At 71.4% G+C, this 25,791-nt stretch carries 17 protein-coding genes; 6 read left to right on the top strand and 11 right to left on the bottom strand.

Features of this window, described 5'->3' with window-relative positions; genetic code table 11:
- Positions 1–60: 60 nt before the first annotated feature.
- Complete coding sequence (locus tag FHX37_RS12530) at positions 61–2,223, top strand: tetratricopeptide repeat protein (protein WP_141924056.1); 2,163 nt, start codon at positions 61–63, stop codon at positions 2,221–2,223.
- Here FHX37_RS12530 and FHX37_RS12525 read toward each other — a convergent pair.
- Positions 2,220–3,875: a hypothetical protein gene (locus FHX37_RS12525; RefSeq protein ID WP_141924055.1), complete on the bottom strand. Its 1,656-nt coding sequence runs from the start codon at positions 3,873–3,875 to the stop codon at positions 2,220–2,222. The two genes, FHX37_RS12530 and FHX37_RS12525, sit on opposite strands and share 4 nt — an antisense overlap.
- A 510-nt stretch (positions 3,876–4,385) precedes the next feature.
- Between FHX37_RS12525 and FHX37_RS12515 the strand changes: the two genes are divergently transcribed.
- Positions 4,386–5,663 carry an RNA-guided endonuclease InsQ/TnpB family protein gene (locus tag FHX37_RS12515; RefSeq protein ID WP_141924054.1) on the top strand — a complete coding sequence of 426 codons (1,278 nt, stop codon included), beginning with the start codon at positions 4,386–4,388 and terminating at the stop codon, positions 5,661–5,663.
- Between the two features lie 102 nt (positions 5,664–5,765).
- Positions 5,766–6,041, top strand: coding sequence for a hypothetical protein (locus tag FHX37_RS22870; protein ID WP_170181453.1), 276 nt, complete (start codon positions 5,766–5,768; stop codon positions 6,039–6,041).
- On the opposite strand, the gene FHX37_RS24110 is transcribed toward FHX37_RS22870, so the two are convergent.
- From FHX37_RS24110 to dacB, 9 genes are all read right to left on the bottom strand, one after another.
- Complete coding sequence (locus tag FHX37_RS24110) at positions 5,982–6,824, bottom strand: GrpB family protein (protein WP_141924053.1); 843 nt, start codon at positions 6,822–6,824, stop codon at positions 5,982–5,984. The two genes, FHX37_RS22870 and FHX37_RS24110, sit on opposite strands and share 60 nt — an antisense overlap.
- Positions 6,825–7,139: 315 nt before the next feature.
- Positions 7,140–7,916 carry an SWIM zinc finger family protein gene (locus FHX37_RS12505; protein ID WP_141924052.1) on the bottom strand — a complete coding sequence of 259 codons (777 nt, stop codon included), beginning with the start codon at positions 7,914–7,916 and terminating at the stop codon, positions 7,140–7,142.
- Positions 7,917–7,921: 5 nt separating this feature from the next.
- Complete coding sequence (locus FHX37_RS12500) at positions 7,922–11,002, bottom strand: SNF2-related protein (RefSeq protein ID WP_449405186.1); 3,081 nt, start codon at positions 11,000–11,002, stop codon at positions 7,922–7,924.
- Between the two features lie 133 nt (positions 11,003–11,135).
- A complete protein-coding gene (locus FHX37_RS12495; protein ID WP_141924050.1) occupies positions 11,136–11,843 on the bottom strand; it encodes an SWIM zinc finger family protein in 708 nt (235 codons plus the stop codon).
- Between the two features lie 87 nt (positions 11,844–11,930).
- The gene (locus tag FHX37_RS12490) at positions 11,931–12,719 is read right to left on the bottom strand and encodes a hypothetical protein (protein WP_246062265.1); all 789 of its coding nucleotides are present in this window, start codon (positions 12,717–12,719) and stop codon (positions 11,931–11,933) included.
- A 151-nt stretch (positions 12,720–12,870) separates the two neighbouring features.
- Positions 12,871–15,204 (bottom strand): M20/M25/M40 family metallo-hydrolase, encoded by a 2,334-nt coding sequence (locus FHX37_RS12485; RefSeq protein ID WP_141924049.1) that lies wholly within the window; start codon positions 15,202–15,204, stop codon positions 12,871–12,873.
- Positions 15,205–15,260: 56 nt separating this feature from the next.
- Positions 15,261–16,190 (bottom strand): 3-methyladenine DNA glycosylase, encoded by a 930-nt coding sequence (locus FHX37_RS12480; protein ID WP_141924048.1) that lies wholly within the window; start codon positions 16,188–16,190, stop codon positions 15,261–15,263.
- 85 nt (positions 16,191–16,275) lie between these two features.
- Positions 16,276–18,063 (bottom strand): hypothetical protein, encoded by a 1,788-nt coding sequence (locus FHX37_RS12475; protein ID WP_141924047.1) that lies wholly within the window; start codon positions 18,061–18,063, stop codon positions 16,276–16,278.
- A gap of 198 nt (positions 18,064–18,261) precedes the next feature.
- Positions 18,262–19,848, bottom strand: a complete 1,587-nt coding sequence (gene dacB / locus FHX37_RS12470) for a D-alanyl-D-alanine carboxypeptidase/D-alanyl-D-alanine endopeptidase (RefSeq protein WP_141924046.1) — start codon at positions 19,846–19,848, stop codon at positions 18,262–18,264.
- Between the two features lie 253 nt (positions 19,849–20,101).
- Between dacB and FHX37_RS12465 the strand changes: the two genes are divergently transcribed.
- The 3 genes from FHX37_RS12465 to cimA all read left to right on the top strand — a co-directional run bounded on the left by FHX37_RS12465 (position 20,102) and on the right by cimA (position 25,147).
- Positions 20,102–21,526: an aldehyde dehydrogenase family protein gene (locus FHX37_RS12465; RefSeq protein ID WP_141924045.1), complete on the top strand. Its 1,425-nt coding sequence runs from the start codon at positions 20,102–20,104 to the stop codon at positions 21,524–21,526.
- 286 nt (positions 21,527–21,812) lie between these two features.
- Positions 21,813–23,258, top strand: coding sequence for a sodium/glutamate symporter (locus FHX37_RS12460; RefSeq protein ID WP_141924044.1), 1,446 nt, complete (start codon positions 21,813–21,815; stop codon positions 23,256–23,258).
- Positions 23,259–23,509: 251 nt separating this feature from the next.
- Positions 23,510–25,147 carry a citramalate synthase gene (cimA, locus tag FHX37_RS12455; protein WP_141924043.1) on the top strand — a complete coding sequence of 546 codons (1,638 nt, stop codon included), beginning with the start codon at positions 23,510–23,512 and terminating at the stop codon, positions 25,145–25,147.
- Positions 25,148–25,191: 44 nt separating this feature from the next.
- On the opposite strand, the gene FHX37_RS12450 is transcribed toward cimA, so the two are convergent.
- Positions 25,192–25,656, bottom strand: coding sequence for a Rieske (2Fe-2S) protein (locus FHX37_RS12450; RefSeq protein WP_141924042.1), 465 nt, complete (start codon positions 25,654–25,656; stop codon positions 25,192–25,194).
- Positions 25,657–25,791 lie beyond the last annotated feature (135 nt).

Genomic DNA, 25,791 nt, shown 5'->3' with positions numbered 1-25,791 from the left:
GCGCTGGTCCCGTACCGTGTTACTGGTCGGTGCTTTCCTGTCACCCCCGCAGGAGGACGGATGGATCGTGGAGACGGTCGCGCGGCCGGAGGCGGCTCCGACGGCGCGGCACGCAACGACCTGCACGGGAACGCGGAGACCGCCGTGCAGATCCAGAACAACACCGGTGCGGTGAACATCCGCACCGGCGGCCAGGCGGACGTTCCGCTGGAGGTACCGCCAGAGCCTCCGCACTTCGTCGACCGCACCGCCGCGCTCGCCAAAGCGGAAACGGTTCTGGGCCGTGGGGACACCACCAACGTCCTCGTCCTGGACGGGGCGCCGGGTATCGGCAAGACCGCGCTCATCCGCAAGTGCGCCGCGCAGTTCCGAGAGCGCTTCCCCGGGGGACAGATCCATGTCACCTACGACACCGGGAGCAGAGCACACCGCGAGGACCCGGACCGGTGGGTGACGATCGTGCTGCGCAGGCTCGGTGTCGCGGACGAGTACCTGCCGTCCACCTACGAGGGGCGGGTTAACCAGCTCCGCAGCCGGCTGGCGCGTTCGGCAGCGCTCGTGGTCATCGAGGGCGCCACGGACCCCGCCCAGGTGCGCCCGTTCCTGTCCAACGCTCCGGGGAGCGGGGTGCTGGTCACCAGCGACGGTCCGGCCCTGCCGGAGCTGGAGCTCGACGGGGCGCGTTCGTTGGCCCTGGAACCCCTGGACAGCGAGGCGGGTCGGGAGCTGCTCCTCGCCATGGGTGGTGACGCCGCAGCGGCAGCGGGCAGCGGAATCCTCGACCGCTTGGTGGCGGCCTGCGACGGTCTGCCGCTGGCGTTGGCGACAGCGGCCCGCCGGATGGCGCGGTGCTCCCCGCGCGGGCTCGAGCCACTGGCGGAGGAGCTCGAGGACGAGAAGCAACGGCTCGCCGCGCTGGCCCCCGAGGGGCAGGCGACGACCGTCTCGGCGGTCCTCGGCGTGTCCTACGGCCAACTGTCCGCGCCGGCCGCCGCCCTGTACCGCGCGTTGTCCTCCTGGCCGTGCCCCCGTGTGGGGGTGTCCGTCGCCGCCGCACTCGGCGACACCGACCCCGGCAGCGTGCGCGCGCTGTCGGAGGAGCTCACCGGGGCCAACCTCCTCGAATCCGACGGTTCGGACCACTACCGTTTCCGGCACTCCCTCATCCGGTTGGACGCGCGCGAACGCGCCACCCGCACGGAGAGCGAGGAGCAGCGCAGCGCGGCCTTCCGCCGGGGACTGGAAGACTTCCTGGCCATGGCGGCGTTCGCCGACCGGGTCGTCATGGGAGAACGGCTGCGGATCGTTGACACCGCAGCGTGGACCGGTGGCCGCAGCGACCCCTTCGGCGCGGACGACAAGCGTGCGCTGCGGTGGCTGGAGGAGGAACGGGAAACCCTGCGGGAAGGAGTGCGGGCCGCGGCGCGTGCCGGGATGCACGACCACGCGTGGCAGCTGGCCGAGCTGGCCACGGCGCTGTACCTGAACGTCCGCTACGTCACCGACTGGGCCGACACCGGCACCGCCGGTGCCGACGCCGCCCAGGCAGCCGGTAACGCTCGGGCGGAGGCGCGGCTGCGGTCCCTGGCCTCCCGGCCGCTGACCGACCTCGGACGGTGGGAGCGGGCGCAGCAGGAAATCGAACGGGCACTGCGGGCCGCCGAGGACGCGGAGCTGCTGCTGCGCGCCTCGGTGCAGGAGTTCCACGGGCGCTATCTGGAGTACGTCGACCCGGACAGTGCCATCGCCGCCTACGACCGTTGCCAGCGTCTCAACGAGCGGGTGGCCGAGCACGACGCGTACAACGGGGCCCGCGGTGCGGCCCTGGCGGTTTACTTCCGGGGCCGCGCCTTCGCCACGTCCGGGCGGGAGGACGACGCCATCGCCGCCGCCGGCGAGGCGATGGAACGTTTCCTCGCGCTGTCCCCTCCGGACGAGCGGATGGCCGCCCGGGCCCGCGCGAGCCTGGGGTACGCGTACTCCCGTGCGGGACGGCTCGCCGAGGCCTCGCGGGAGTTGGGCGCGGCGGTGGAGGCTCTGCGCGCTGGAGGGCGCACGTACTACCAGGCGGAAGCGGAGCGGGAGCTGGCGGACGTGCTGGCTCGGCTGGGCGCGCCGGCGGCTGCCCTCCCGCACCTGCGCAACGTCCTGGCGGTCTACACCGCGGGCGGCAATCCGCAGGCGCGTGAGGTGCGCGACCGGTTGGCCGAGTTGAACGGTTAACTGTCGGGTTCGATCGAACACCGCCAGGTGTCCCCACCCGCGTGCAGGGTGTGGGGACCGGCGGGACGCTGCTGCCCGTGGAGCAACAGCGCGTAGACCAGCGCGGCTGGTAAACCGGCGTCCGGGGTGCCGTCGGTCCGGACACGGAGGTGCCCCCGGTCGCGGACGGCGAGATGGTGCCCGGAACCGCTCCGGGTTGCGGCGATCAGGCAGCCGGGGTAGCGGTCCAGGGCTGCGGCGGCCCACTGCCGGGCGGAGCCGGGGTCCTGGTGGCAGGGGCCGGTGATGACGGAGGCGGACCGCACGATCGCGTCAACAGGCTCGGTCTCCTCCGCGGCGAGGTGGCGGACCTCTGCCGGTGCCACGCTCCCGGGGCCTGCCACCGCAGCGGGGAAACGCTCCACGTGGACGACGCCCGGCGCCGTACAGCGGGTGCGGACCTCGAACGAGGCGGGAGGTGTGTACTCCGGGGAGGCCGGCGGAAGGACGCGGGTGGCTCCGTTCCGGGAGGGCGGGGAAAGTTCCAGCAGCCGGTAGAGGAACTCGGTAAGACGTCGTCCTGCCCTGTCGACATGGGTGAACGCGAGGTCGGCGACGCTGGTGTACCGGCCGGGTCGGTGCTGGGATAGGGCGGCCTCGACCCGTTCTCGGATCCCGTCGCCGCTGCCCAGACGCGGGGCGTGGTGGGCGAGCCGGTCGACCGCGGTTCCGCCCACGGCCTCGTCGCCGAACGCTCCGAGGAGCACCGGCCGGTCCAGCGCGGCCCCGTACACGGTCACCGAGCCGTGATCGCCGATCACACAGTCCGCCGCGACCAGCGCGGCGCCCCACCCCTCGTCCGGCGGGACCAGGGCCAGTCCCGCGTCGACGGCGTCGGCGAGGACCGCGCGTACCGTCCACGGGCTGTCGGAGTACCACACGTTGGGGTGGAGTACGGCGGCGACGCGGTACCGGTCACGCGGTAGTTCCCTGAGGAGTGTTGCGGGGAGCGTGGGTTGGGTGCCGATGAGGCTCTCCTCCCCCCACGTGGAGGTGAGGACGACGAGCCGCTGCTCAGGGCCCAGGCCGAAGCGCTGCCGGTAGTGGTGCCGGAGCCGGCGCGCTGCCCGGAGCCGGTCGTGGGTGGGGTCGCCGACGACGGCGGCCCGTTCGGCCAGTGCGGGGTGGGCGGAGCGGAGCTGCTCGCGTTGGGCGGGGTGGGAGATGACCATGTGCACGTTGGACCACTCGGTGAACTCCTCCCGGACGACACCCGCCAGCCGGACGGCTCCGCTCTCGGAGTCCGGGACGTACTTCTGGAAACCGATCCCGTGCGGCAGCACCGCTACCGGGGCGGTGAACGGGCTCAGGTCCACGTTCTCGCTGGCGGTGAGAACCAGGTCGACGGGCAGCGCTGTCGCTTCCTCCCAGGGGAGGAGGCACATGTCCGCTGCGCGGAGCAGGGCTTCCGTACCGGCGTTGAAGGCGGAGGTGTCGTCGACGGTGACGATGACGAGGACGCGGGGGTCACCGCGGAAAGCCGCCAGCGCTTCGAGGGCTTTCACGGTGGAGGTGAACGTGCGGGCGATGACGAGCACCGTGGTGCGTTCGCCGAACGTGGTCCAGCGGTGCGGGTCGGGTCCCACCTGGGTTCGGAGGTAGGGGACGGCCATCAGAACGCCGTCCACAAAAGGGGGTCAGAGCTTGCGGCACTGCGGCACTGCGGCACTGCGGCACTGCGGCACTGCGGCACTGCGGCACTGCGGCACTGCGGCACTGCGGCACTGCGGCACTGCGGCACTGCGGCACTGCGGCACTGCCCTCTATGAGCAATTCTATTACAGAACTTTACTCTTTGTGTTTCCAGTGTGGAAATACGCGGGAGAAGAGGGCAGGCTGGCACGAAGCGGCTCATGGCCCGCCGATTATATCCCCGCACGGTGTCCGCACCACGCGCCGGAATCGGAGCGGGGCCATGTGCCTGTCTGAGTACACTCACTCACCGGCGTCGAGTATGTGTAGGGCTGGTGAAGACCGTGCGTCGGTACTTCGTGGCGAAAATCAAGCGGGCATGAAGGTGGTAGGCAACGTGCGCGCCAGTGCACATCGGGTCTTTATTCCCAGCGTGGTGACATGAACCAAATGGTATAGTCCGGCTTTGGCTGGCGGTGGGGAGGTGACACGTGAAGCGGGAACGCGGCCACAAGGCCCGGATGTATCCCACACCCGGACAAGCGAACGCCCTGGAAGCGCAGGCCCACGCCGCCCGTACCATGTGGAACCTGCTCCATGACTGGTGGACCCAGGTATCGGAGAACCGCAGGATCGACCTGAAGGACGCCGAGCAGGCCATCAAGCAGGCCCGCGCGGACATTGACTGGCTCGCCGAACTCCCGGCGCAAGCGGCACAGGCCGTCCTCAAGACCTACGTCCAGGCGTGGCGTAACTGCTGGGGCGGGCGGGCCGGAAAACCGACCTTCAAGTCCCGGCTGCGCTCACGGATGGCCGTCGATGTTCCCCAGGGCCGCGACCTGGCAATCCGCCGCCTCAACCGCAGGTGGGGCACCGTGAGGGTCCCCAACATCGGCATGGTGCGGTTCCGCTGGACCCGGGGCCTGCCGGTGGGTAAGCACGCCGATGCGCATAACAAGGTCACCGGCGCCCGACTCGTGCGGGAAGCCAATGGCTGGCACATCGTGTTCCGTGTACGCACCGACGTTAAGGAACCCGCCCCGCACACCGGCCCCGGTGTTGGTATCGACCGGGGTGTGGCCAAACCGCTGGCCCTGTCGGACGGCACCGTCCGCGAGCACGGGCCGTGGTTCACGGTGGGAGAGGAAGAATACCTTCGCCGATTAGAACGCAAGTCCGCCCGCCAACGCCGCCACCGCACACTGGGGCACCCGACATCGAATCGGCTGCGCCGGACCTATGACCAGATCGCGGGCCTGCGCGCGAGAGCCAAGCGCCGCGCCCTCGACTGGCAGCACAAGACGACTACCGCCCTGGCCGAGACATTCGGCGTGATCGGGGTCGAAGACCTCACCATCACTAGCATGACCGCCTCCGCCCGGGGAACCGTGGACGCTCCTGGCAGGAACGTCAGGCAGAAGACGGGGCTGAACCGCTCCATCGCCGGTGAGGCATGGGGCCGCACCGTCACCCTGCTGGAATACAAGCTCGCTGACCGGGGCGGGCACCTGGTCCGTGTTCCCGCCCCCGGCACCTCGCGGCGCTGCTCGGCGTGCGGGGTCACCACCAGCGGCAACCGCGACTCCCAGGACCGGTTCGCGTGCAAAGCACCCGGATGCGGCCACACCGACAACGCCGACACCAACGCCGCATGCAACGTCGCCCATGCGGCCAAGCAGCAAGCGCCCCAGGACATTGCGGGTGCCAGGACGTGGAGCCCTCGCCGTCAGGCGGGCTATGAAGCGTCAACCGCCAGCGGCCCGCACTGACGGGACGCTGGATCCTCCCAGCTCCGGCCGGGAGAGGATGTCAAGCACTCAAACCCTGGTTCGCGGCGCACCTTGCGGGAGTACGTCGCTTCCTCGCCGACCATGACGTACGGAACGGCCACCCTGACCTGGGCGAGCGTGAGCTTCGGACGTGCCGCCGGGGCGGCGCTCGCGTTCCTGCCCCGGCCCCCGGCCCCGGGAGCCGGAGCCGCCGTGGCCGCGCTCCTCGTGATGCGCCTGGCATGCGCCAACCTGGATGACGGCCTCGCGCGGGAGAGCAGCGGGAGAGCAACCGTGCGACCCGCGGCCGTTTTTCCCTCAACGAAGTGGGCGACCGTCTGGCCGAACCGGTCGACCTGGCCTGCTGCCTGGCAGTGACACCAGCTCCCGCGGCGCGTCGCCGTGGCGGTCGCCAACGTGGGCGTCTGGTGCGGGGGCGTTTCCTTCCCGGGCCGGTGCTGTCGCGGCTTTCCTCAACAAGAGCTGGGGCAGGTCGTGGGCGGGGGTTTCACCGCGGGGCTGGCCACGGTGGTCCGCCGGTGGCGCTGATCGCCCGTGGATCAATGTGGGGCAGCGTCGGCCGGTCGAGCACGTCGCATCGAAACCGGAACAACGGAGAGATCCGATTATGAACTCGGTTTTGGCTTCAGCGTACTCCTGGGCGGAACCCCATTCCCGATGTGCAAGAGTTCTCTTCAGCCGTGCGTACTCGTCGGCGAGCTCACGGTCCGCCGTGAGGAGATCCCTGAACGCCCGATCGCGAGCTAGTACTGAACATCCCGCTGGCAGCACATGAAGGTTTGTAGCGGGGGCGCGACGTTTGAATAACCAGTGTTCGTGCCAATCGGGTTCGAGCAGGATGAGCTGGAATCCCAGTTCGTTCAGCCGCTCGGTCACCTCGCTGGTTCGGATCGCGTTGACGGCCAGATTGATGTCAATGACCGGCTTGGCCGGTATTGATCTGACCGACGTTGAACCCACATGCTCCACCGAGCAGACACCCGGTAATGGTCTTAGCCTGTCGGCGGTACTCGCGAAAACCCGATGCCAATCCTCATCGTGCGAAACGAGGTCAACGCGAGCCTTCGAACCGCGCTCGACCGGAGCGACCCTAACCGGCTCGAACACGGAGTCGGTGTCGTCCCAACGCGGATGTGACATCTAACCCCTCCCGACCCTCCTCCCGCGTCGCCTCGAGGATCGCTCGCGGAACGCGGTGGTGATGTGCACCGGTCCTGACAGCTTCCTCGGCTCAAGCCTACTGAGCTTTTCCGGTCAGCTCGATGTCCGTGAATCCCGTTCCGGTCCGGTGCGGACAAGGAAACTGGCGGGTAAGTCAGGGTGGCGCTGGATGCTGCGCGTTCCGTCGCGACCTCTGGCAGGGGCAGATGTCATGCTCTTTCTGCCGCTGCCCTCGCTCCTGGCTTCACAGTACGAGCTCGAACCATGCGTGGCCCCTGCCTGGTACCACCGGAGTCAGGGCAGCTCGCGTGGGTCCTCGTCCAGTTGCTCGTACAGGGTCTCCAGCGCGGTACGCAGCCCCGGGGTGTCGGTGTCCAGGTGCGTGAGCGGGTTCGCGGCCCTCGGCGGGGTGAACGCCGGGGGTGCCGGGGCCGACCAGAAGTCGTGCACCCGGGCGGTGAGCGGGGCCAGGCTCACCGACAATCCCCGTTCCGGTGGCTCGTCCCCGGTTCCGGAGTCGTCTCCGGGACCCGCCGCGTCGTCGGGCACGTGTTCACGGATCTCGGCCAGCAGCGCCTGGCGGTCGCGCCCCAGCCACTGCAGGACCAGGAACGGGTCGTCGTCGAACGCGTCCGCCAGCGTGTACAGCACGGCGGCGACGTGCTTGCACGGGAAACCCCAGTCCGGACAGGTGCAGTCCACCTGCAGGTCGTCGAAGTGCTCCGGGAACAGCGGCGCGCCCAGTTCCGCGAACCGCTCCTCGGCCTCGGCGGGCATCTCCCCGGCGAGGAGCGCGGAGCGGAACCGGGCCTGCTGCGCTAGTTCGGCGCAGATTCCCCGCCACAGCGGGTCACTGAACCGCTGGAAGATCACCGTGACCATGTAGGGATCCGGCTCGGAACCGGTGACCGGTGCGGTGACGATGCCGGCGGAGACCTCCAACGGCCCCACCGCCCCGGAACGGGCGTAGGTGCGGCCCCGGGACAGCCGCCCGCTGTCGCCGGTGCGCTCCAGCGGTTCGATGAACCGCCGCGACCACCACTGTTCCCCGATCGATCCCCGGTCGCGCATACCACTCACCCCTCCACGGCCTCGGGTGCCAGCCGGATCACGTCGCGCAGCTCGTCGGTGGAGAGCTCACCGAGCCACTCCTCACCGCTGCCGACGACGGCCTCGGCCAGGTTCCGCTTGCCCTCGATCATCGCGTCGACGCGCTCCTCCAGCGTTCCCGCGCAGATCATCTTGCGTACCTGGACGTTGCGCTGCTGGCCGATGCGGAACGCCCGGTCGGTGGCCTGGTCCTCCACCGCGGGGTTCCACCACCGGTCGACGTGGATCACCTGGTTCGCCGCGGTCAGGTTCAGCCCGGTGCCGCCGGCCTTCAACGACAGCAGGAACACCATCGGCCTCCCGCTCTCGTGGAACCGCCGCACCATGTCCTCGCGCGCGGACCGCGGCGTCTGGCCGTGCAACCACAGCACCTCCACCCCCAACCGGGCGGTGAGGTAGGGCGCCAGCCGGTCACCGAAGTCGGTGTACTGGGTGAAGCACAGCGCCTTGTCCCCCTCCGCGACCATCCCGGAGAGGAGTTCACACAGCATCTCCAGTTTCCGCGAGCGGCCGTCGAGCCGCGACCCGTCACCGAGCAGGTGGGCGGGATGGTTGCAGATCTGTTTGAGCTTGGTCATCGTCGCCAGCACCAGACCCCTGCGCTGGATGCCGGAAGCCTCGTCGACGAGCTTGGTCATGTCGTCGACCGTCGCCTGGTACAGCGACGCCTGCTCCCGCGTGAGGCCGCACCACGCCTTCATCTCCTGCTTGTCCGGGAGCTCGTCGACGATGCTGTCGTCGGTCTTCAACCGGCGCAGGACGAACGGGCGGGTCACCCGGTGCAGCCGCTGTGTGGCTTCCTCCGCCGCCTCGGACGTGTGTCCGCTGGCGGCCGCGGACTCCACCGCCGCCGCGATGTTGTGCCGGAACGTCTTCTGCGGCCCCAGCAGTCCCGGGTTGGTGAACTCCATGACCGACCAGAGCTCCCCCAGATGGTTCTCCACCGGAGTTCCGGTCAGCGCGATCCGGGACGGTGCGGGGATGGACCGGATCGCCCGCGCCTGACGCGCGTGGGGGTTCTTGATCGCTTGGGCCTCGTCGCAGACCACGCGCCGCCAGCCCACGGCGGACAGTTCCTCCACGTCACGCGTGGCCAGCCCGTAGGAGGTCAGTACCACGTCCGCGGCGGAGGCCGCATCGGTGACCTCCGCGCCGCGCGGCCGGTTCTGGCCGTGGTGGAGGTGCACCCGCAGCGCCGGGACGAACCGGGAGATCTCCCGTTGCCAGTTGCCCAGCAGCGAGACGGGGCAGACGAGCAGCGTGGGGGCGGGTGCGGCGCCGTCCTCCCGCTCGGCCGCCAGCAGCGCCAACAGTTGCACGGTCTTGCCCAGCCCCATGTCGTCGGCGAGGACCGACCCCAGTCCGAACTGCTCCAGGAACCGCAGCCACGCCGCGCCGCGTTGCTGGTACGGCCGCAGCTCGGCGGTGAACCCCGCCGGCCGGCCCATCGGGGAGACGGTGCGCGCGGCGGTTCCCTCCAGCAACGCCCCCAGCTCGCCGTCGGCGTCCACACCGGTCAGCGGCAGTGTCTCCGTTCCGGTGTCCACCTCCGGGGACACGGCCATGCGCAGCGCGTCGCGGGCGTCGACCGTACCGCCGTTGCCGCCGGCGAGGAAGTCCGCCGCCGCCTGCAGTTTCGCCGGGTCCAGCTGGGTCCACTCGCCGCGCAGTTTCACCAGCGGCTGTTTCAGCCGGGCCAGCTCGGCCAGTTCGCCCCGGCCGAGCTCCTGGTCGTCGATGGTGGCGCGGAAGTCGAAGTCGACCACGGCACCGCCCAACCCGGAGGAGGGGGAGGCGGGAGCGGAGCGGCTCGAGGCGTTGAACCGCAACCCCACCTTCCTCCTGCCGGCCCATTTCGGCAGCAGCACCCCGAAACCGGCCTCGTCCAGGGCGCGCGCGTGGGTGGTGAGGAAGGTGTGCGCGTCGTTGACGTCGATCTCCAGATGGGTGGGGGTGGGGCTGCGGAGCGCGTCCCCCAGCCGCGGGTAACACCGGCGGGCCCGCCCGAGCGCCCGCAGCACCGACGTTTCGGCGGTGGCGGGAAGCCAGTCGGTGGAACCGCCGTGCCACACGTCGCCCAACCGCACCATGAGGGACGGCTCCGCGGTGGACTGCGCCCAGAACTCCACGAGCCACGCGTCCGCGTCAGCGCGCTCGGGAGCATCGGGGTCCTCACGCGCGGCGTCCGGGTCCACCAACCGGAACACCACCCTGAGGTCGCCGCTCTCCTGGTGGGTCGCGGTGAACCACTCCCGCAGCGTCTCCTGGAGGGAGGCGGCGGTTCCCTGCTGCGCCGGACGGAGACCGCAGTCCCCGTCGTCGCTGGTGAGTGCGTGCAGCCACTGTTCACGGAGTCTCGGCGCGGTTCCCGCCGGAGCGGGCAGGGCACCGCGGGTACGGGACCGTGCGATGTGGTCGGTGAACACGCACAGCAGGGTCACCAGGTCACCCATCACCGCCTGCCCGGTTTCCGCGGCCGAGGCGTCGACCGGGTGGTGGGCGCGGGCGACCGGAGGGAGGGCGCGTGCCGCCTCACGCAGCCACGCGTTGGTTCCCCGGTCCAGGACGGGGCGCCACTGGGCGCTCCCCTGCGGGGGGTCCACCGCGTCGTCCGTGACGAGCTGCGGAATGACCCGGCGGGTCTCCACCAGCCGCTCGGCCACCTCGGCGACGGCGGCGAGGTGGCGTAGTGAGGCGCCGGCGGCGACGTCACCGGTGTCGGCCCCCAGCTCCCGCAACACCCGTAACGCGTCCCCCGAGGCCAGGGACAGGATGGGGACGCTCCACTGGCGCAGCTCGACCCTGCCGGAGGTGGGGGCGTCCTCCAACGGGGGAAGCTCGGCGGGCGGCAGCGGGTGGCGCGGGACGGAAGGCAACCACACGTGGGCGTGCCCGAGGACGGGTGTGCCGGGAGCGTCGCCGAGGGGCCGCCGGCCGGTTTCCGCGGCGGAACCGAGGTCACGACGCAACGCCGTGTGCTGTGCCGCGTACGGGTGGGAGCGAACGCGTTTGCGCGAGGTGGTGCGTGCCGCTCCGCCGGAGTCCATGGCCCACACCGCGAGCCCGTAACCATCCCAGAAACCCTCGAAGATCCGCACGCCTCCCAGTATCCCGCTGGTGACCGGGTGAGTCGTGCGATCGCGGAAAGTCGGAGCGGCCCGTCGGGCCCCGCCGACCGGGTTACTGGTCCAGTTCCTCGGCGGTGGCGGCGAGCTTGCGCAACCGCTCGGCGTGGTCCCCGCTGGCGTCGGGGTACCTGCGCGCGTGGAGCGCGGCCGCGTCGGTGGCGAGCTCGCCCACCCGGTCGGCGAAACCGTAGTCCAACAACTCGTCCAGGAGGCCGATGGCGCGCTCGAGACGGGCCTCGCCGCCGGCCGGGGTCCCGTCCGGTAGTCCGGGGCGGTAGCCCAGGACGGCCTCGTCGAGGAGGTCGCGTGCCGCCGGAACGGCGGCCTCGGACCCGGACGCGGCCGCCAGCCGCACCCACACGACGGGGTCCTCACCGGCGACGCGTGCCAGCTGTTCGGCGAGCCACGTCGGGTCCTCGCTGTTGAGGAACCCGGTGAGGTCAGGGGACTCGGGTGTCTCGGCGGCCGCGGAGGTCCGCGCGTCGCCGTCCGACCCGTCGAGCCAGGCGAGCGCCAGCGCGACGGCGTGGTCACACCAGCCCGCCCCCGCCGAGCAGCTGCACGCGCCACTGGGCGTGTCCGTCTCCCACCGCAACCGCACCGCGTGATCCTCACCGTCCTCGACGAGAGCGGAGACCCGCCCCGGGTCGGCCCGGAGCCGCCGCACCCGGCCGTCGTCGTGGTGCTTGTTCCCCCGGTCGAACGCGTCGGTCGGCGCCGCCGCGCGGATGTCGTCAATACTGAACGCGTGTGCTGCCATGGGGAGACTCTAACGCCGCGTGCGCGGGGTGGCGACCGGGATACGGCGCGGCGGCCGCGAGCAGTTCCGGAACGCCCGCGGGACGGTTCACCCGCCGAGCCCGCGGGCGAGGACGCTTTTCCGCAACGCGTGCAGCACGTCCTCGGTGTCGCCGACGTGCCCGGTGTGCCCGGTGTCCCGGCGGATCTCCGCGCAGATGGTGTCCACGACGGCCCGACTGCGCAGCAACCGGGCCAGGGGTTCGGCCGCCAGAGCCTCGCGCCAGGCCCGCAGGTTGTCCAACCGCCCGTCCTGCACCGCCTCCCGGCACAGGTGGAAGAGGGCGTCCACGTTGGCTTCCTCGGACCCCTCGGAGAACAGGTCCACGTCCACCACCAGGGCGGTGGTGCCGCTGTCGGCGTCGACCACGTGGTGCACCTGCCAGTGCCGCCCGTTGGTGAGGACGACCCAGCTGAGCCCCTCCGCCGCGGCGTGGGTCTTCACCTGGCGGAGGTTGCGCGCGTCCAGGGACTGTCCGCACGCCTTGACCTCGAGGAACGCGAACAGCTCCCCGTCCAGCAGGATGCCGTAGTCGACGGACTCGCCCCGGGTGCGGTAGGAGGTGGTGAGGGAGTCGTACTTGCCGTAGTTGAGGCCGTCGCTGAGGAAGTCGGCGACGAGCATGCGGGTGTCGCCCTCGTTGGCGTCCCGCTCCACCAGGTCGGCCAGCGGTTGGCTGAACCGTTCGACCGCGGCCGCCAGCCGGTTGCGCGCCTCCACCTCCCACTCCGGGATCGGCCGTTGGCGCACCTGAGGCATGCCGTCCCGGGTCAGTACCTGCGTGTCCTCCGCGTTCGACGCGTGGAAATCGATGCCCTGCAGCGTCGGTTCGGTCATTCTGCCTCTCTTCACCCGGTCGCCTGCAACGGAACGTTAACTCCGCCGGACCTCGAGGGTAAAACGGCGGTCCGGCCCGCGCCCCGGCCTTCCGGAAGGCCGGGGCGCGGGCCGCAGGTGGGCGTCCCGCGCCCCGGGAGGTTGATCCTCGTCACAGGTCCTGGGCGCGCGTCACCCACAGGGCCGGACGCACGAGTTCCCGGTCCTGCGGCGGGGCGAGGCCCTCGATCCCGGTGAGGTCGTTGGTGCGGTCGGCCACCCGGACGGTGGCGGTGTCGCCGGCGCCCTGGTCGAGGGTGAGCCGCACCGTCACCCCCTCCGGGGCGGCGCCGTGGAACACGAACCCGAAGCGCTGCTCGTTCGTCCTGGTCACCGGAACGGAGCGCCCGGCGACCTCCGCGGAACGCACCGTGGCGTTCCCGTCGGTCACCCACAGCCCGAGCGTGGGGGCCTCGCGGGGTGAGGACACCCGCAGCGTGACCTCGCGGCCGCTCTCGCCGTTCGTGTCGTCGCGGACCTCCACCCGCGGTGGCGCGGTGTCCAGGGTCGGCGCCGGCCCGTGCGCGAGCGGTTCGCCGTCCGAAACGGGGAGAACCGAGTCGAGCGGTTTCGGGTCCTCGGTGAGCAGCGATTCGCTCCACTCCGTCTTGGGCGCGCCGGCCCAGTAGGCCTCGCCGGCGTCGGCGTCGAACGCGTAGGTGAGCTGTTCCTGGCGGGCGGGGGTGGCGCCCTCGCGGTTGGTGAACAGGCCCGCACCGGTGAGAGCGGCCACCAGTGCCAGCGCCAGCGCCGCCACCCCTGCCCTGGCCACACCGGGACGGCGCGGGGCGGCGGCGGGCCAGGCGTCCTCCACGACCGGAAGCGCGAGCAGCGCGAACAGGGCGGTGAGCAGCGTGGCGAACGGCCCGCCCATCGGCAGGCCGACCTCGAAGGTCGAGGAGACGAGCGGTCCGGCGAGGAGTGCGGTGGGCGCCAGCGCGAACACGGGCAGGAGAGTGCGTGCCGTGGTCCAGCGCCGGGGCAGCAGCGCCGCGGCGAGAGCGCCGGTCGCCGCCGGCAGGACCGGGAGCACCAGCATCGTCGCGGCTCCCGGCAGCAGGAGCACCCCGGTGAGGCCCGCCACCGCCGCGGTGCACACCGCCCCGGCGGCGAGCGCCGGGCCGCCGAGCCGACGACGCAGCAGCGCGTGGGTGCCCAGCACGACGGACACCCCCGCCACCAGCATCGCCGCCTGGTAGAACCCGGGGTTGTAGGGGGCGCCCACGACAGCCGAGGCCTGACCAGGGTCGACGAGCAGTGCCACCTGCCACACCGCCAGCGCCGTCCCCGCGGCGGCCGCCAGCGCGAGCAGCGCCGCCACGGCCGACAGCGCCGTGCGTCCGGCGGTCAGTTCCCGGCGGCGCCACCGCACCGCGACCAGCGCTCCCGCCAGGGCGAGCAGCCCGAACGCCAGCGGGGTCTCCGCCGCCGCGGGAAGCAGGACCGGGCCGCCCGGCGGTGTGGTGATGAGCTGATCCTCGCCCTCCTCCAGGGTGGCCAGGTCCGTGGTGGCGAGGTCGCGCGCCATGGCCAGGCTGGACCGGCCCATCTGCTGCAGCGAGGCCCGGCTGAGGTGTTGCGTGCTGTCGAGCGGGCTGTGGTAGAAGGCGCCGCCGCCGGTGATCGCGGTGTCGTAGCCGTGCAGCCCGGAACCGAAGAAGTTGGTGGCGTCGGTGTCGTTGGGGAGCGCGTCGAACACCGCTTCGGCCGCGGAGTCGGCGGAGACACCCGGCGCCTGGGACAGCACCTCCAGCAGGGTGGCGTCGGAGGAGCTCATTCTGAACGTCGCCGGGGCGCCGCTGGCGCCGCGCGCCTCGTGGTTGAGGACCGCGGCGGGCTCGATCTCCTGCGCGCGTTCCCGCACGAACGCCTCCGCCCCCAGAAGCCCCTTCTCCTCGGCGTCCGTGATGAGCACCATGACGTCGTTGCGGGGCTGGCCGGCGCCGTCGGCGCGCAGCGCGCGGGCCACCTCGAGGATGGTGCCCACGCCGATGCCGTCGTCGGCGGCGCCCGGCGATCCCGATACCGAGTCGTAGTGGGCGGCGAGGACCACCGTTCCGGTGGGGTCGCTGCCGGGCAGGGTGGCGGTGATGTTGTCGACGGCCGCCATGTGCCGGGTGTCGTCGGCGTGGCTGGCCAGGCCGACGCTCTCGTGCACCTCGGTGTCCCAGCCCCACGTGTCGAGCTGGTCCACCAGGTGGTCGCGGGTCTCGGCGTGGGCGGGCGAGCCGACCGGCCGGGGCCCCTGCGCGATCTCCTCGATGTGGCCCATCGCGCGTTCGGCGCTGAACTCCTCCGGCGCCGCGTCGGCGCCCCGCGGTTCGGGAGGGGCGGTGCTCGAGGCGGAGAGGCCGGCGACCAGCAGGACGGCCGCCAGTCCGGCGCGGGAGAGCCAGCGGTTCCAGAGGGGGTTCCGGGAGGAAGTGGTCGTTGTGGGGGAAATCACTATGGCAACGTACCACCGTGGCACGCGCTGCCAGCGGGGCGGCCGGGCCGCGTCCGTCAGGCGGGGGCCAGGTGCGCGCACACCTCACGCAGTCGTTGGCGCAGGCGCTGGCCGCGTTCGGCGAAGGCGCGCTGGGCCGCGACGTACTCGGACTTGCCCTGGGCGGTCTCGATCCGGACGGGGGTGTAGCCGTAGGAGCTGAGGTCGTAGGGCGAGGCGCGCATGTCCAGTTCGCGGACGTCGCGCGCGAGCTCGAAGCAGTCGGTGACGAGCTCGCTGGGAACCGCGGGGGTGAGCTTGTAGGCCCACTTGTACAGGTCCATGGTGGCGTGCAGGCACCCGGGCTGGTCGAGTTCGGCCTGGCGCTGGCGGGTCGGCTGGAGCTGGTTGCGGGGGCGCGCTTCGGGGGTGAAGAACCGGAACGCGTCGTAGTGCGAGCAGCGGATCCGGTGCGACTCCACGACCTGGTCGGTGCCCTGCGAGCCGAGCCGGAGGGGGACGTGGGAGTGCCGGAGCTGCTCCGGGTCGAGCCTGTAGACCATCGCCCACTCGTGCAGTCCGAAACACCCCAGGTGGGGCGGACGGGAGGCGACCGCGTCCAGGAGGGAGACGACGAAGTCCACGGTGGAGCCGCGGGCGGCGAGGAACGCGTCGACGTCCAGGGTGGCACCGGTCGCGGGTTCACCGGTCGCGGGGTCGTCGACCGTGGTCGTGGTGTACCAGCGCCCGGGGAAGCGCTGCTGCGCGGTGTCGCCGAGCAGGACCACCCCCGGGCCGGGGTGCCAGCGGCGCAGGTGGGCGGGTTTGTGGCTGTAGTAGGTGAACAGGAAGTCCTCGACCGGGTGGGCGATGCCGCGTTCGCGCCGGTGCAGGTGCCCGGCGAGCAGGGCGTCCACGCGTTCGTGGTGGTGGGCTTCCCGCTCCTGCCACGAGTGGTGCTCCAGAACCGTGCCGGGCTCGGCGGGAGCCGGAGTGTCCGTGTCCATCGGCTTCCAGGATAGGCGCTCGGCGGGGGCGGGAGCGGCCGCTCGTTCCTCCGCTGCCGCGCGGTCCGGGGACTCGCCGCCGCGGTCAGTTGGTGCGCTGTACGGGCAGGTGCCGTCCGAGGTAGCCGACGTAGACGCGGTTGGTGGTGCGCGGCCCCAGGTGCGGGTAGAAGTACAGCCGGGGGCAGACGCCGTACTCGGTGTCCAGCTTGATGTGGGCGAACATGGGGACCTCGCCGCTGGGGTCGACCTCGCGGGGAACGGGGAACACCCGCTTCCCGCTGAGCTTGTCCCGGGTGCGGACGTGGTCGCTCTCCCGGGAGGCGAACCGTCGCACCGGAACGGCCCGGTAGCCGTCCGGTGGTTCCCGCAGGTAGTCGTGCAGGCTGAGGCCGTTGCCGGGATGGTCCAGCTGGTAGCGCGCGTAGTCGTCCAGCGCCAGCAGAGCCTCCCACGCGCGGGCCACCCACAGGTTCTCCTTGCGGTGCCCGGTGAGCTCGCGGACCGTGTCGTGGTCGGTGATGGTGAAGAACAGGTGCGGGAAGCCGGAACCGTCGGTGATGCGTTCCAGGAGCTCCTCCACCGTCCGCGGCGGTCGCAGCGCGCCCTCGGGCGGGGGTGTTTCCCGCGCCAGCCGGTACATCCCCTCCTCCTGGAGGCGGGACCGCAGCCAGGAGAGTTCGTGCCGAAGCGCGTGCAGCTCCTCGCGTGCCGTGTCGAGCTCCCCGGTCACCTCGGAGAGCTCGGCGGCCAGCCGCTCCCGCTCGGTGGCCTGTTCCGCGTTGTGGGTGCTCAGGCGTTTCGCCTCGGCGTTGAGGCGTCGGGACTCCACGGTCCGGTCGGCGAGGCTCTGCCGCAGCAGCTCGATCGTCTCCGCGGTCTGCGGGTCGGCGGCGGGCGGGGTCACCGGGGCGGGACGCGCGGCGGAGCCGGGAGTGTCCCCGTGGACGAACGCGTCGATCTCCTCCTCGTTGAGGAGGGTGTCAACGTCCCGCAGCTCCGGTGGGAGGGGGGAGTCCACCGCGTTGTGCCGGACGGAGCGGGACAGCGCCAACCCGACCCAGGAACGCACCCGGCCGCCCTCGCGGGCGTCGTCCAGGGTGTGCGCGCTCATCCTGGGGTGGCGCAGCTGGTCGGAGCTCTTCCGGAGCTCCACTCCGGGAAGGAAGGTGCGCACGCCGCCGCGCGGGACGTCGAAACCGTGCGGCAGCGCCGCGTCCACCTGCGCCTGCGCGGCCCGGTCCAATACGAAACCCGCGCACATGCCGGTCGAGCGGCTGAGCGCACCGGCCATCGTGTCGCGCCATCCGGCGACGGTCATGTCGGCGGGGGTGCCGCTGACCACGACGGCCAGCCGGCGGCGCGGGTCGCCGATCGCCGCGAGCAGTTCCGGAACGGCCGCGGGGTCGCTGCCGCGCACGATCCGGGGCTCCGCCGGTAGCGGATGGTCGCCGTCGAAGGCGGGAACCGCCTCGAGCAGCATCCGCACCGCGTCCGGAGCGGCGACGTCGAAGCGGTCACTGCCCGCGCCGGACAGCTCCGCCCGGGGATCGGCTGTCATGTCCACCCAGAGGTGGGGGGCGGAGAGCCGTCCCGGGTCGGACACGGCGGTGACCGAGGTGCGCCACACCCCTTCGGGTTTGTCGGACTCGGTGATGAGCCGCAGGAACGTGACCTTCTCGTCGCCGTTGTCGTGCCGGAGCACGGTCGCCCGGGAGCGGCCGCTCAGCTCGTAGGCTCCCGAACGGGAGAAGTCCACGCGTGCCCCCGCCGTGCCGCGCCGGCTCAGCCACGAGGAGAGGACAGCCGACGTCGAGGCGATGACGTCGTGCCCCTGCGGGGCGGCGGCGATGCTGCGGTAGACGAGGGACACTCCTGCTCTCCAGTTCGCGGCGAGCCCGCGGAGGGGCCGGCGGCGGTGGGGGACGATGGCCGCGGCCCGCCCACGGCAAGACCGCACCCCGGCGGCCGCCGCGGCGCCGGTCCCGCCTCGGACGCCGGGTCGCGCTCACCGTCCTCCCGGTCCCTCGCGGTAGGTCCTGTTCGGCGGGCAGCGCCCGCCGAACAGGACCTAACAGGTTCCTGCCCAGGTGCATTCCAGCCCGTCCTGCGGCTGCCGGGGGACGGGTGCGCGTTCGCTCGCCGTGTCCGGACCCGGGGTGGGTTCGTCGCGGGTGAACGTGGCCAGCCGTACCGCGATGGCGTCCTGGGCGTCCCGCGCCGCGGAGGACGGGACCTGGTTGTTGAGGACCGCGAACACCAGCGGTTCGCCGTCAGCGCCGGTCACGTAACCCGACAACGCGCTTACCCCGGTCAGGGTACCGGTTTTGGCCCGCACGTTTCCCGCGGCGGGAGTGTCGCGCATCCGGTTGGTGAGGGTTCCACCCGTCATACGGTCGTTGTCCCCGGCGAGGGGGAGGGCCTCCCGCCACGTGTCGAACCAGGGCTCCTCGCGCAGTTCCTCGAGCAGGTGGACCGTCGTGGCGGCGGGGAGTCTGTTGGTGCGGGACAGGCCCGAGCCGTCGTGCAGCTTCACTCCCGAGGGCGGGACGCCGAGGCGCCACAGCGCGGACTCGATCACGGGAAGGCCCGCCTCCCAGCTTCCCTCCCCGGCGGCCTCGCGCCCCATCGTCTTGGTCAGGATCTCGGCGTGTCCGTTGTTGGAGAGCTTGAGGAACGGGGTGAGCAGCTCCCGCAGCGGTGCGGACTCGCGCTGGGCGAGTTCGGTGGTTTCGGCGGGTCGGGTGCCGCGCTCGACGCCGCCGTCCACCGTGACCCCCTCCCGTTCCAGCTCCTCGGCGAACAGGTGGGCGGCGTGCTCGGTGGGTTCGTGCACGGTACGCAGGGTGGAGAACCTGTCGCCGCCGGCCGGGAGCTCCCCGGAGGCGGTGAACGTGTTACCGCCGGAGGGGCGGGTGATGTCCAGCGAGCGGTCCCCGCTGGGCGGCCCGGTCCGGGCGGTGTTGCGCAACGTCAGGTTCCGGGTGTGCGGGGCGAGCTCGACCTCCACCGGTGTGCCTTCGGCGGGTCCGGGAGAGGCGGTGGCGGTGACGACGCCGGTGTCCAGGTCGTCGTTGGCGGCCACGGTCAGCGCGGAGATCTGGGCGGCGTAGTAGTAGGGCTCGTCCGCGGCCTCCCAGTCGGGTGCGAGGCGGCGGGAGTCGAACCACGTGTCGTCGGCGACGAGGTCGCCGCTCACCTCGGTCACGCCACTGTCGGCCACGTCGGAGGCGAGGTCGGCGAACGCCTCGCGGGTGAGGCTGGGGTCCCCGGTGCCGACGAGGTGGATGTCGCCCCTGACCAGACCGTCGTCGGGGGAGCGCTCAGCGGTGACCGTGGTGTCGAACGTGTGGTCGGGACCCAGTACCTCCATGGCTGCGGCCGAGGTGAGGAGTTTGGTGTTGGAGGCGGGGGTGAGGGGTTTGCCGGAGCGGCGCTGGTAGAGGGTGTCGTCCTCGCGGAGGCTGCGTACGACGACCCCCGACACCGCCTCTTCCAGAGCGGGGTCCTCCAGGATGGCGTCGAGGTCGGAGCGGAGGTCGGTGACGCCGTCGGCGGTCCCGGTCGCGGCCGCGGCGGGTGAGGCGGAGGCGGTGAGGAGGGCGGCTGCGGTGATCACCGGCAGTGCGATCGTGCGGGGGCGGGGGTGGTCCGGCATGCGGTGGCCTTCCTGCGCACTCGGGGCTGGGATGTGATCGGGGCCACAGGTTCTGGTTCCGGAAGGTAGCAGGACATGTCCGTACCGGCTATTCCCGTTGTCCGCGCGGCCCGACACCCCTTCCCGCCACCGCCGGGGTTGTGCGGGGGTCGCCGGTCCCTGCGCACGGGTATCTCCAATAAGGAGTATCTGCGTAGGGTTGTTCACCTTCGTGGACAACGAGGGGAGGGGGCGGGGGTTTACGGTTCCCGGTATGGATACGCGCCCGTTTTGGCTGGCCGGGGCTGCTGCCACCGGCGACACGGAAATCACAGTGACCGACCCCTACACCGGCGGGAACGTGGGTACCGCGGCGGTCCCCTCCGCCGCGCAGATCGAGGAGGCGGTGGCGGCGGCGGACTCGGTCGCCGCCACGGCCGCTGCCCTGCCGGCCCACGCGCGGGCCGAGGCGCTCGCGCACGTCTCGCGGCGGCTCACCGAACGCACCGAGGAGATCGCCGCGCTCATCACGGCGGAGAGCGGCAAACCCGTGAAGTGGGCGCGAGGAGAGGTCGGCCGCGCGGTGTCGGTGTTCCGGCTGGCCGCTGAGGAAGCCCGGCGGGACAGCGGGGAGATGCAGCGTCTGGACACCGACCCGGGAGGTACGGGGCGGGTGGCGATGATCCGCCGCGTCCCCAAGGGGCCCGTGCTGGGCATGTCCCCGTTCAACTTCCCGCTGAACCTCGTGGCGCACAAGGTCGCCCCGGCGATCGCGGTCGGCGCTCCCATCGTGCTCAAACCCGCTCCCGCGACCCCGCTCACCGCGCTCGTGCTGGGGGAGATCCTCGCCGAGACCGATCTCCCGCGCGGGATGGTGTCGGTGCTGCCGATGCCCAACGAGCGGGCGGAGCCGCTCATCACCGACCCGCGCCTGCCGGTCGTCTCGTTCACCGGTGGGCAGTTCGGTTGGCAGCTGCAGCGGATGGCGCCGCACAAGCACGTCACGCTGGAGCTCGGCGGGAACGCCGCCGCGGTGGTGCTTCCGGGGGCCGACCTGGACTGGGCGGCGCGCCGGGTGGCCCTGTTCGGGAACAACCAGGCGGGCCAGGTCTGCATTGGCGTGCAGCGGGTGATCGTCGCCGACGAGGTCCACGACGAGTTCGTCGAACGTCTGGTGGAACGGGTCGCCGAGCTTCCCACCGGTGACCCGCGCGACCCCGCCACCGAGGTGGGGCCGTTGATCGACGAGGGCGCCGCCGCCCGGGTGGCCGGCTGGATCGAGGACGCCGTGCGGGGCGGCGCCCGTCTTCTCACCGGCGGGGAACGGGAGGGCGGTTCCGTCACACCGGCGGTGCTCACGGACGCTCCCGCGGACTCCGCCGTGGTGCGGGAGGAGGCCTTCGGCCCGGTGCTGGCGGTGCGCCGGGTCAGCGGGGTGGACGAGGCCTTCGCCGAGGTCAACAACAGCGACTACGGGCTGCAGGCGGGCGTGTTCACCCCTGACATCCAGGTGGCGTTCCGGGCGCACCGGGAGCTCGAGGTGGGAGGTGTGATCATCGGTGACGTGCCCTCCTACCGAGCGGACCAGATGCCCTACGGCGGGGTGAAGAAGTCCGGTGTGGGCAAGGAGGGGGTGCGTCCGGCGATGGAGGACCTCACCTACGAGCGGACGATGGTACTGACCGGCGTGCAGCTGTGAGACGACCGTTCCGGGCCGGTGAGGGGACACGGCCCGGAACGGTGCGCGACCGCCCCGGGGGCGAACCAATAATGTCGAGGGACCGGTAGTGGCATATGTCACTTACCCCTGTTCAGTATCCCTTGATTGGACATTTTTCGCTTTTCGAACGTTCTTCTCAGGTTCGCACAGCGACTAGGATGCCGCTGCAGGCAGGCTGCGATGTAGCTCACTCCGGTCAAAGGCGCCCGGGGGCCGTGCGGCACGCGCTGGCCCGATGGCGCTCCGTTCGGTGGAAAGGTAGTCATTGTCCCCTGAAATCATCGGTTTCTCGCTGCTGCTTCTCGGCGTACTATTGCTGATCGCCAAGCTCGTGCGAGTCAAGTGGAAACTGACCCAACGCCTCTTCCTCCCCAGCTCCATCATCGGCGGCGGCATCGCCCTCCTCCTCGGGCCCGACATCCTGGGCAGCCTGGTGGGCCTGACCGGTGCCGACTGGGCGGAGCCCCTCGCGGAGAACGGCCTCTTCGGCGCGGACATCCTGGAAGTCTGGGGTGCGCTTCCCGGCCTGTTGATCTCGGTCATCTTCGCCGGCATGTTCCTGGGCAAACGCATCCCCAAACCACGGGAAGCGGGACGGCTCGCCGGCCCCCAGGTCGCGTTCGGTTTCACGCTCAGCGCCGGACAGTACGTCCTGGGCCTGCTGCTCGCCATCCTCGTCCTGGGCCCCGTCTTCGGCCTGCCCCCACTGACCGGCGCGCTCATCGAGATCGGATTCGAGGGCGGCCACGGCACGGCCGGCGGCCTGGGGAACACCTTCGAGGAGGTGGGCTTCCCCGAAGGCCAGGACCTCGCCCTCGGCATGGCCACCATCGGCCTGCTCACCGGCATCATCGCCGGGATCATCCTGATCAACTGGGGCGTACGCAGCGGTAAGAGCACCCAGCTCCGCGCCGGGTCCTCCCCCTCGGTCTCGGAGCAGATGGGCCTGGTGGAGAAGGAGAACCGGCGCGCCGCCGCGACCCTGACCGTGCACCCCTCCTCCGTGGAACCGCTCGCACTGCACTTCGGGGTGCTCGCGATCGCCGTGCTCATCGGCCAGCTCATCCTCTGGGCGCTGCAGTACCTGGAGTCCTGGCTGTGGGCCGACCAGCTGGAACTGTTCGCCTACGTTCCCCTGTTCCCCCTGGCCATGATCGGCGGCATCATCCTCCAGCTCCTCATCGACCGGTTCGACAAGCGAGAGATCGTCGACCGGCAGATGGTGGAACGCATCCAGGGCTTCTCCCTGGACATGCTGGTGATCTCCGCCCTGGGGTCGCTCTCCCTGCAGGTCATCGCGGCCAACATCGTCCCGTTCCTGCTGCTGACCGTGCTCGGCGTGGTGTGGTGTATCAGCGCCTTCGTGCTGCTCGCCCCCCGCATGCTCCCGGACTACTGGTTCGAGCGCGGTATCGGCGACTTCGGCCAGTCGATGGGCGTCACCGCGACCGGCCTGATCCTGATGCGCGTCGCCGACCCGGAACTGCGCACCCCCGCCTACCCCGCGTTCGGTTACAAACAGCTCCTGCTGGAACCGTTCTTCGGCGGCGGACTGGTCACCGCGGCCGCCATCCCGTTGATCGTCCAGTTCGGGCCGTACCCGATGCTGGTCGTCATGGCGATCCTCCTGGTCGCGGCGGTACTCACCGGGATGCTGGTGTTCGGCAGGAAACGGAACCGCCAGGCCACCAGCGACACCGCGGCACAGTGAGCCGACAGCACCGACCGGCTGGCCACGGGAAACGGCCCGCCCATCCGGACGAGTCCACGGGTAGGGCAGTGGCCAGCCGGTTCCGTGTGGCACACTGAACAATGTGCCGTCTCCACTGATCATTATTACGAGGCGCGCTGGCTGAACGGACCCCGCCAGCGCGCCGACCTCTCGTGTCCACGAGGGGTCTTTTTTATTGGACCGGCAGGGCGGCCACGACGAGAACCGCATCCACCCGGGGAGTTCCACCCATGCCAGACGACAGTTTCCACGTCTTCGACACGACACTGCGCGACGGTGCCCAACGCGAGGGCATCAACCTCACCGTCGCAGACAAGCTGGCCATCGCGCGCCTGCTGGACGACGTCGGGGTGGGCTTCATCGAGGGCGGATGGCCCGGATCCAACCCCAAGGACACGGAGTTCTTCCGCCGCGCCGCCGACGAGCTCCCCCTGACGCACGCGCGCCTCACCGCCTTCGGCGCCACCCGGCGCTCCGACGTCGCTCCCGCCGACGACCCGCAGGTCACCGCCCTGCGTGACTCCGGGGCGCCGGTGGTGACCCTGGTCGCCAAGAGCGACAGCCGCCACGTGGAACGCGCCCTGCGCACCACGCCGGAGGAGAACCTGGCGATGATCGCCGACACGATCCGCTACCTGCGCGAGCACGGACAACGCGTGTTCCTGGACTGCGAACACTTCTTCGACGGCTACCACCACGACCCCGACCACGCCCGCAGCGTGGTGCGCACCGCCGCCGGGGCCGGAGCGGACGCGGTCGTGCTGTGCGACACCAACGGCGGGATGCTGCCCGCCGACATCACCCGCGTCGTCACCGAGGTCGGCAACGACACCGGCGCCCGGCTCGGCATCCACGCCCAGGACGACAGCGGGTGCGCCGTCGCCAACACCCTCGCCGCGGTCGACGCCGGCGCCACCCACGTGCAGTGCACCGCCAACGGCTACGGGGAACGCGTGGGCAACGCCAACCTCTTCTCCGTGGTGGGAGCCCTGGAGCTGAAGTACGACCGCAGGGTGGTGCCCGAGGGGTGCCTGGCGGAGATGACCCGGGTCTCCCAAGCCGTCGCGGAGCTCGTGAACATCCCGCCGGCCACCCACCAGCCCTACGTGGGCGTGTCGGCGTTCGCGCACAAGGCCGGGCTGCACGCCTCGGCCATCAAGGTCGACCCGGACCTCTACCAGCACACCGACCCCTCCCGGGTCGGGAACGACATGCGCATGCTCGTCTCCGACATGGCCGGGCGGGCCTCGATCGAGCTGAAAGCCAGCGAGCTCGGCTTCGACCTGTCCTGTGACCGCGCGCTGCTGGGGCGGGTCGCCGAGCGCGTGAAGTCCCTGGAACAGTCCGGATACAGCTTCGAGGCCGCCGACGCCTCCCTGGAACTGCTGCTGCGTGAGGAACTCGGCTCCCCGGTGCGCTACTTCCGGGCGGAGTCGTGGCGGGTGCTGTCCGAGCGCCGCTCCGCACCGGCGACTGACGCGCGGGCCGCGGACACGGCGGCACCCGGCCAGGAATCCGCCGGGGAACCCCTCAGCGAGGCGACCGTGAAGCTCTACGTCAAGGACGAGCGGGTGATCGCCACCGAGGAGGGAAACGGACCCGTCAACGCCCTGGACCGGGCACTGCGCAGCGCCATGGAGGGGGTCTACACCGCGCTGGGCGCGCTGGAACTCACCGACTACAAGGTCCGGATCCTGGAGGGGACCTCCGGCACGGACGCCGTCACCCGCATCCTGGTGACGTTCAGCGACGGAAACAGCGACTGGACCACCGTCGGTGTGGGCGAGAACGTCATCGACGCGTCCTGGGTGGCCCTGGAACAGGCGATCACCTACGGGCTGCTCCGCCAGGGCTACCCCCACCTGTGAGACCGGCCGCCGCCCGTACGGCGGGTGCGGGCGGCGGCAACCGGTCAGTCCACCCAGATCTCTCCGTCGTGCACGGTGACCTCGCGTTCGGGGAGCGGCTCCGACGCCGGGCCGGCGACCACGGCGGCGTCGTCCAGCGCGAACCGGCTGCCGTGGCACGGACAGTTGATGGTGCCGTCGGAGATCCCGCCGACAGTGCACCCCTCGTGGGTGCACGTGGCGGAGAACGCCCGGAAGGTCCCCGAGTCCGGACGCGTCACGACGACGTTCTCGCCGCTGTAAACGCGCCCCCCGCCGGTGGGGATGTCGTCGGTGCTGCCGAGGTTCGTGCCGCCGGTGGGCTCCCCTGTTCCGGACGGCCCGCCGTTCCCGCCGTCGCCCCCGCCGTCCCCGCCTCTCGCGCAGCCCGCCAGCGCCCCGGCGACGGCGGCGCACCCGGCGGCTCCCAGCAGCCTCCGCCGGGACGCCCCGTCACGTCGATTCCGGCCCTCGGATGGTGAGCCAGGCATGCGTCCTCCCCGGTCTCCGGAAACGTCCAGCGGCGTCTCCCACTACCCCGCCGGGAGCCCCGGCAATCCCGAGGCGGTGTCCGTATACCGGGCCCCGTGTCCGGAGGCTGTCCGTCGTGCGCGGCCGGGAGGGAA

Origin of the sequence: Haloactinospora alba, assembly GCF_006717075.1 — a bacterium.
GTDB classification, from domain to species: Bacteria; Actinomycetota; Actinomycetes; order Streptosporangiales; family Streptosporangiaceae; genus Haloactinospora; species Haloactinospora alba.
The sequence above is the reverse complement of the archived record's forward strand: the minus strand, read 5'-3'. Positions and strand labels throughout refer to the sequence as shown.

Excerpts from the sequence above, each read along its gene's own strand:
- FHX37_RS12530 (WP_141924056.1), top strand. The coding sequence starts at position 61 with ATGGATCGTGGAGACGGTCGCGCGGCCGGAGGCGGCTCCGACGGCGCG.
- FHX37_RS12525 (WP_141924055.1), bottom strand. The coding sequence starts at position 3,875 with ATGGCCGTCCCCTACCTCCGAACCCAGGTGGGACCCGACCCGCACCGC.
- FHX37_RS22870 (WP_170181453.1), top strand. The coding sequence starts at position 5,766 with ATGACGTACGGAACGGCCACCCTGACCTGGGCGAGCGTGAGCTTCGGA.
- FHX37_RS24110 (WP_141924053.1), bottom strand. The coding sequence starts at position 6,824 with ATGTCACATCCGCGTTGGGACGACACCGACTCCGTGTTCGAGCCGGTT.
- FHX37_RS12505 (WP_141924052.1), bottom strand. The coding sequence starts at position 7,916 with ATGCGCGACCGGGGATCGATCGGGGAACAGTGGTGGTCGCGGCGGTTC.
- FHX37_RS12500 (WP_449405186.1), bottom strand. The coding sequence starts at position 11,002 with ATGGACTCCGGCGGAGCGGCACGCACCACCTCGCGCAAACGCGTTCGC.
- FHX37_RS12495 (WP_141924050.1), bottom strand. The coding sequence starts at position 11,843 with ATGGCAGCACACGCGTTCAGTATTGACGACATCCGCGCGGCGGCGCCG.
- FHX37_RS12490 (WP_246062265.1), bottom strand. The coding sequence starts at position 12,719 with ATGACCGAACCGACGCTGCAGGGCATCGATTTCCACGCGTCGAACGCG.
- FHX37_RS12480 (WP_141924048.1), bottom strand. The coding sequence starts at position 16,190 with ATGGACACGGACACTCCGGCTCCCGCCGAGCCCGGCACGGTTCTGGAG.
- dacB (WP_141924046.1), bottom strand. The coding sequence starts at position 19,848 with ATGCCGGACCACCCCCGCCCCCGCACGATCGCACTGCCGGTGATCACC.
- FHX37_RS12465 (WP_141924045.1), top strand. The coding sequence starts at position 20,102 with ATGGATACGCGCCCGTTTTGGCTGGCCGGGGCTGCTGCCACCGGCGAC.
- cimA (WP_141924043.1), top strand. The coding sequence starts at position 23,510 with ATGCCAGACGACAGTTTCCACGTCTTCGACACGACACTGCGCGACGGT.
- FHX37_RS12450 (WP_141924042.1), bottom strand. The coding sequence starts at position 25,656 with ATGCCTGGCTCACCATCCGAGGGCCGGAATCGACGTGACGGGGCGTCC.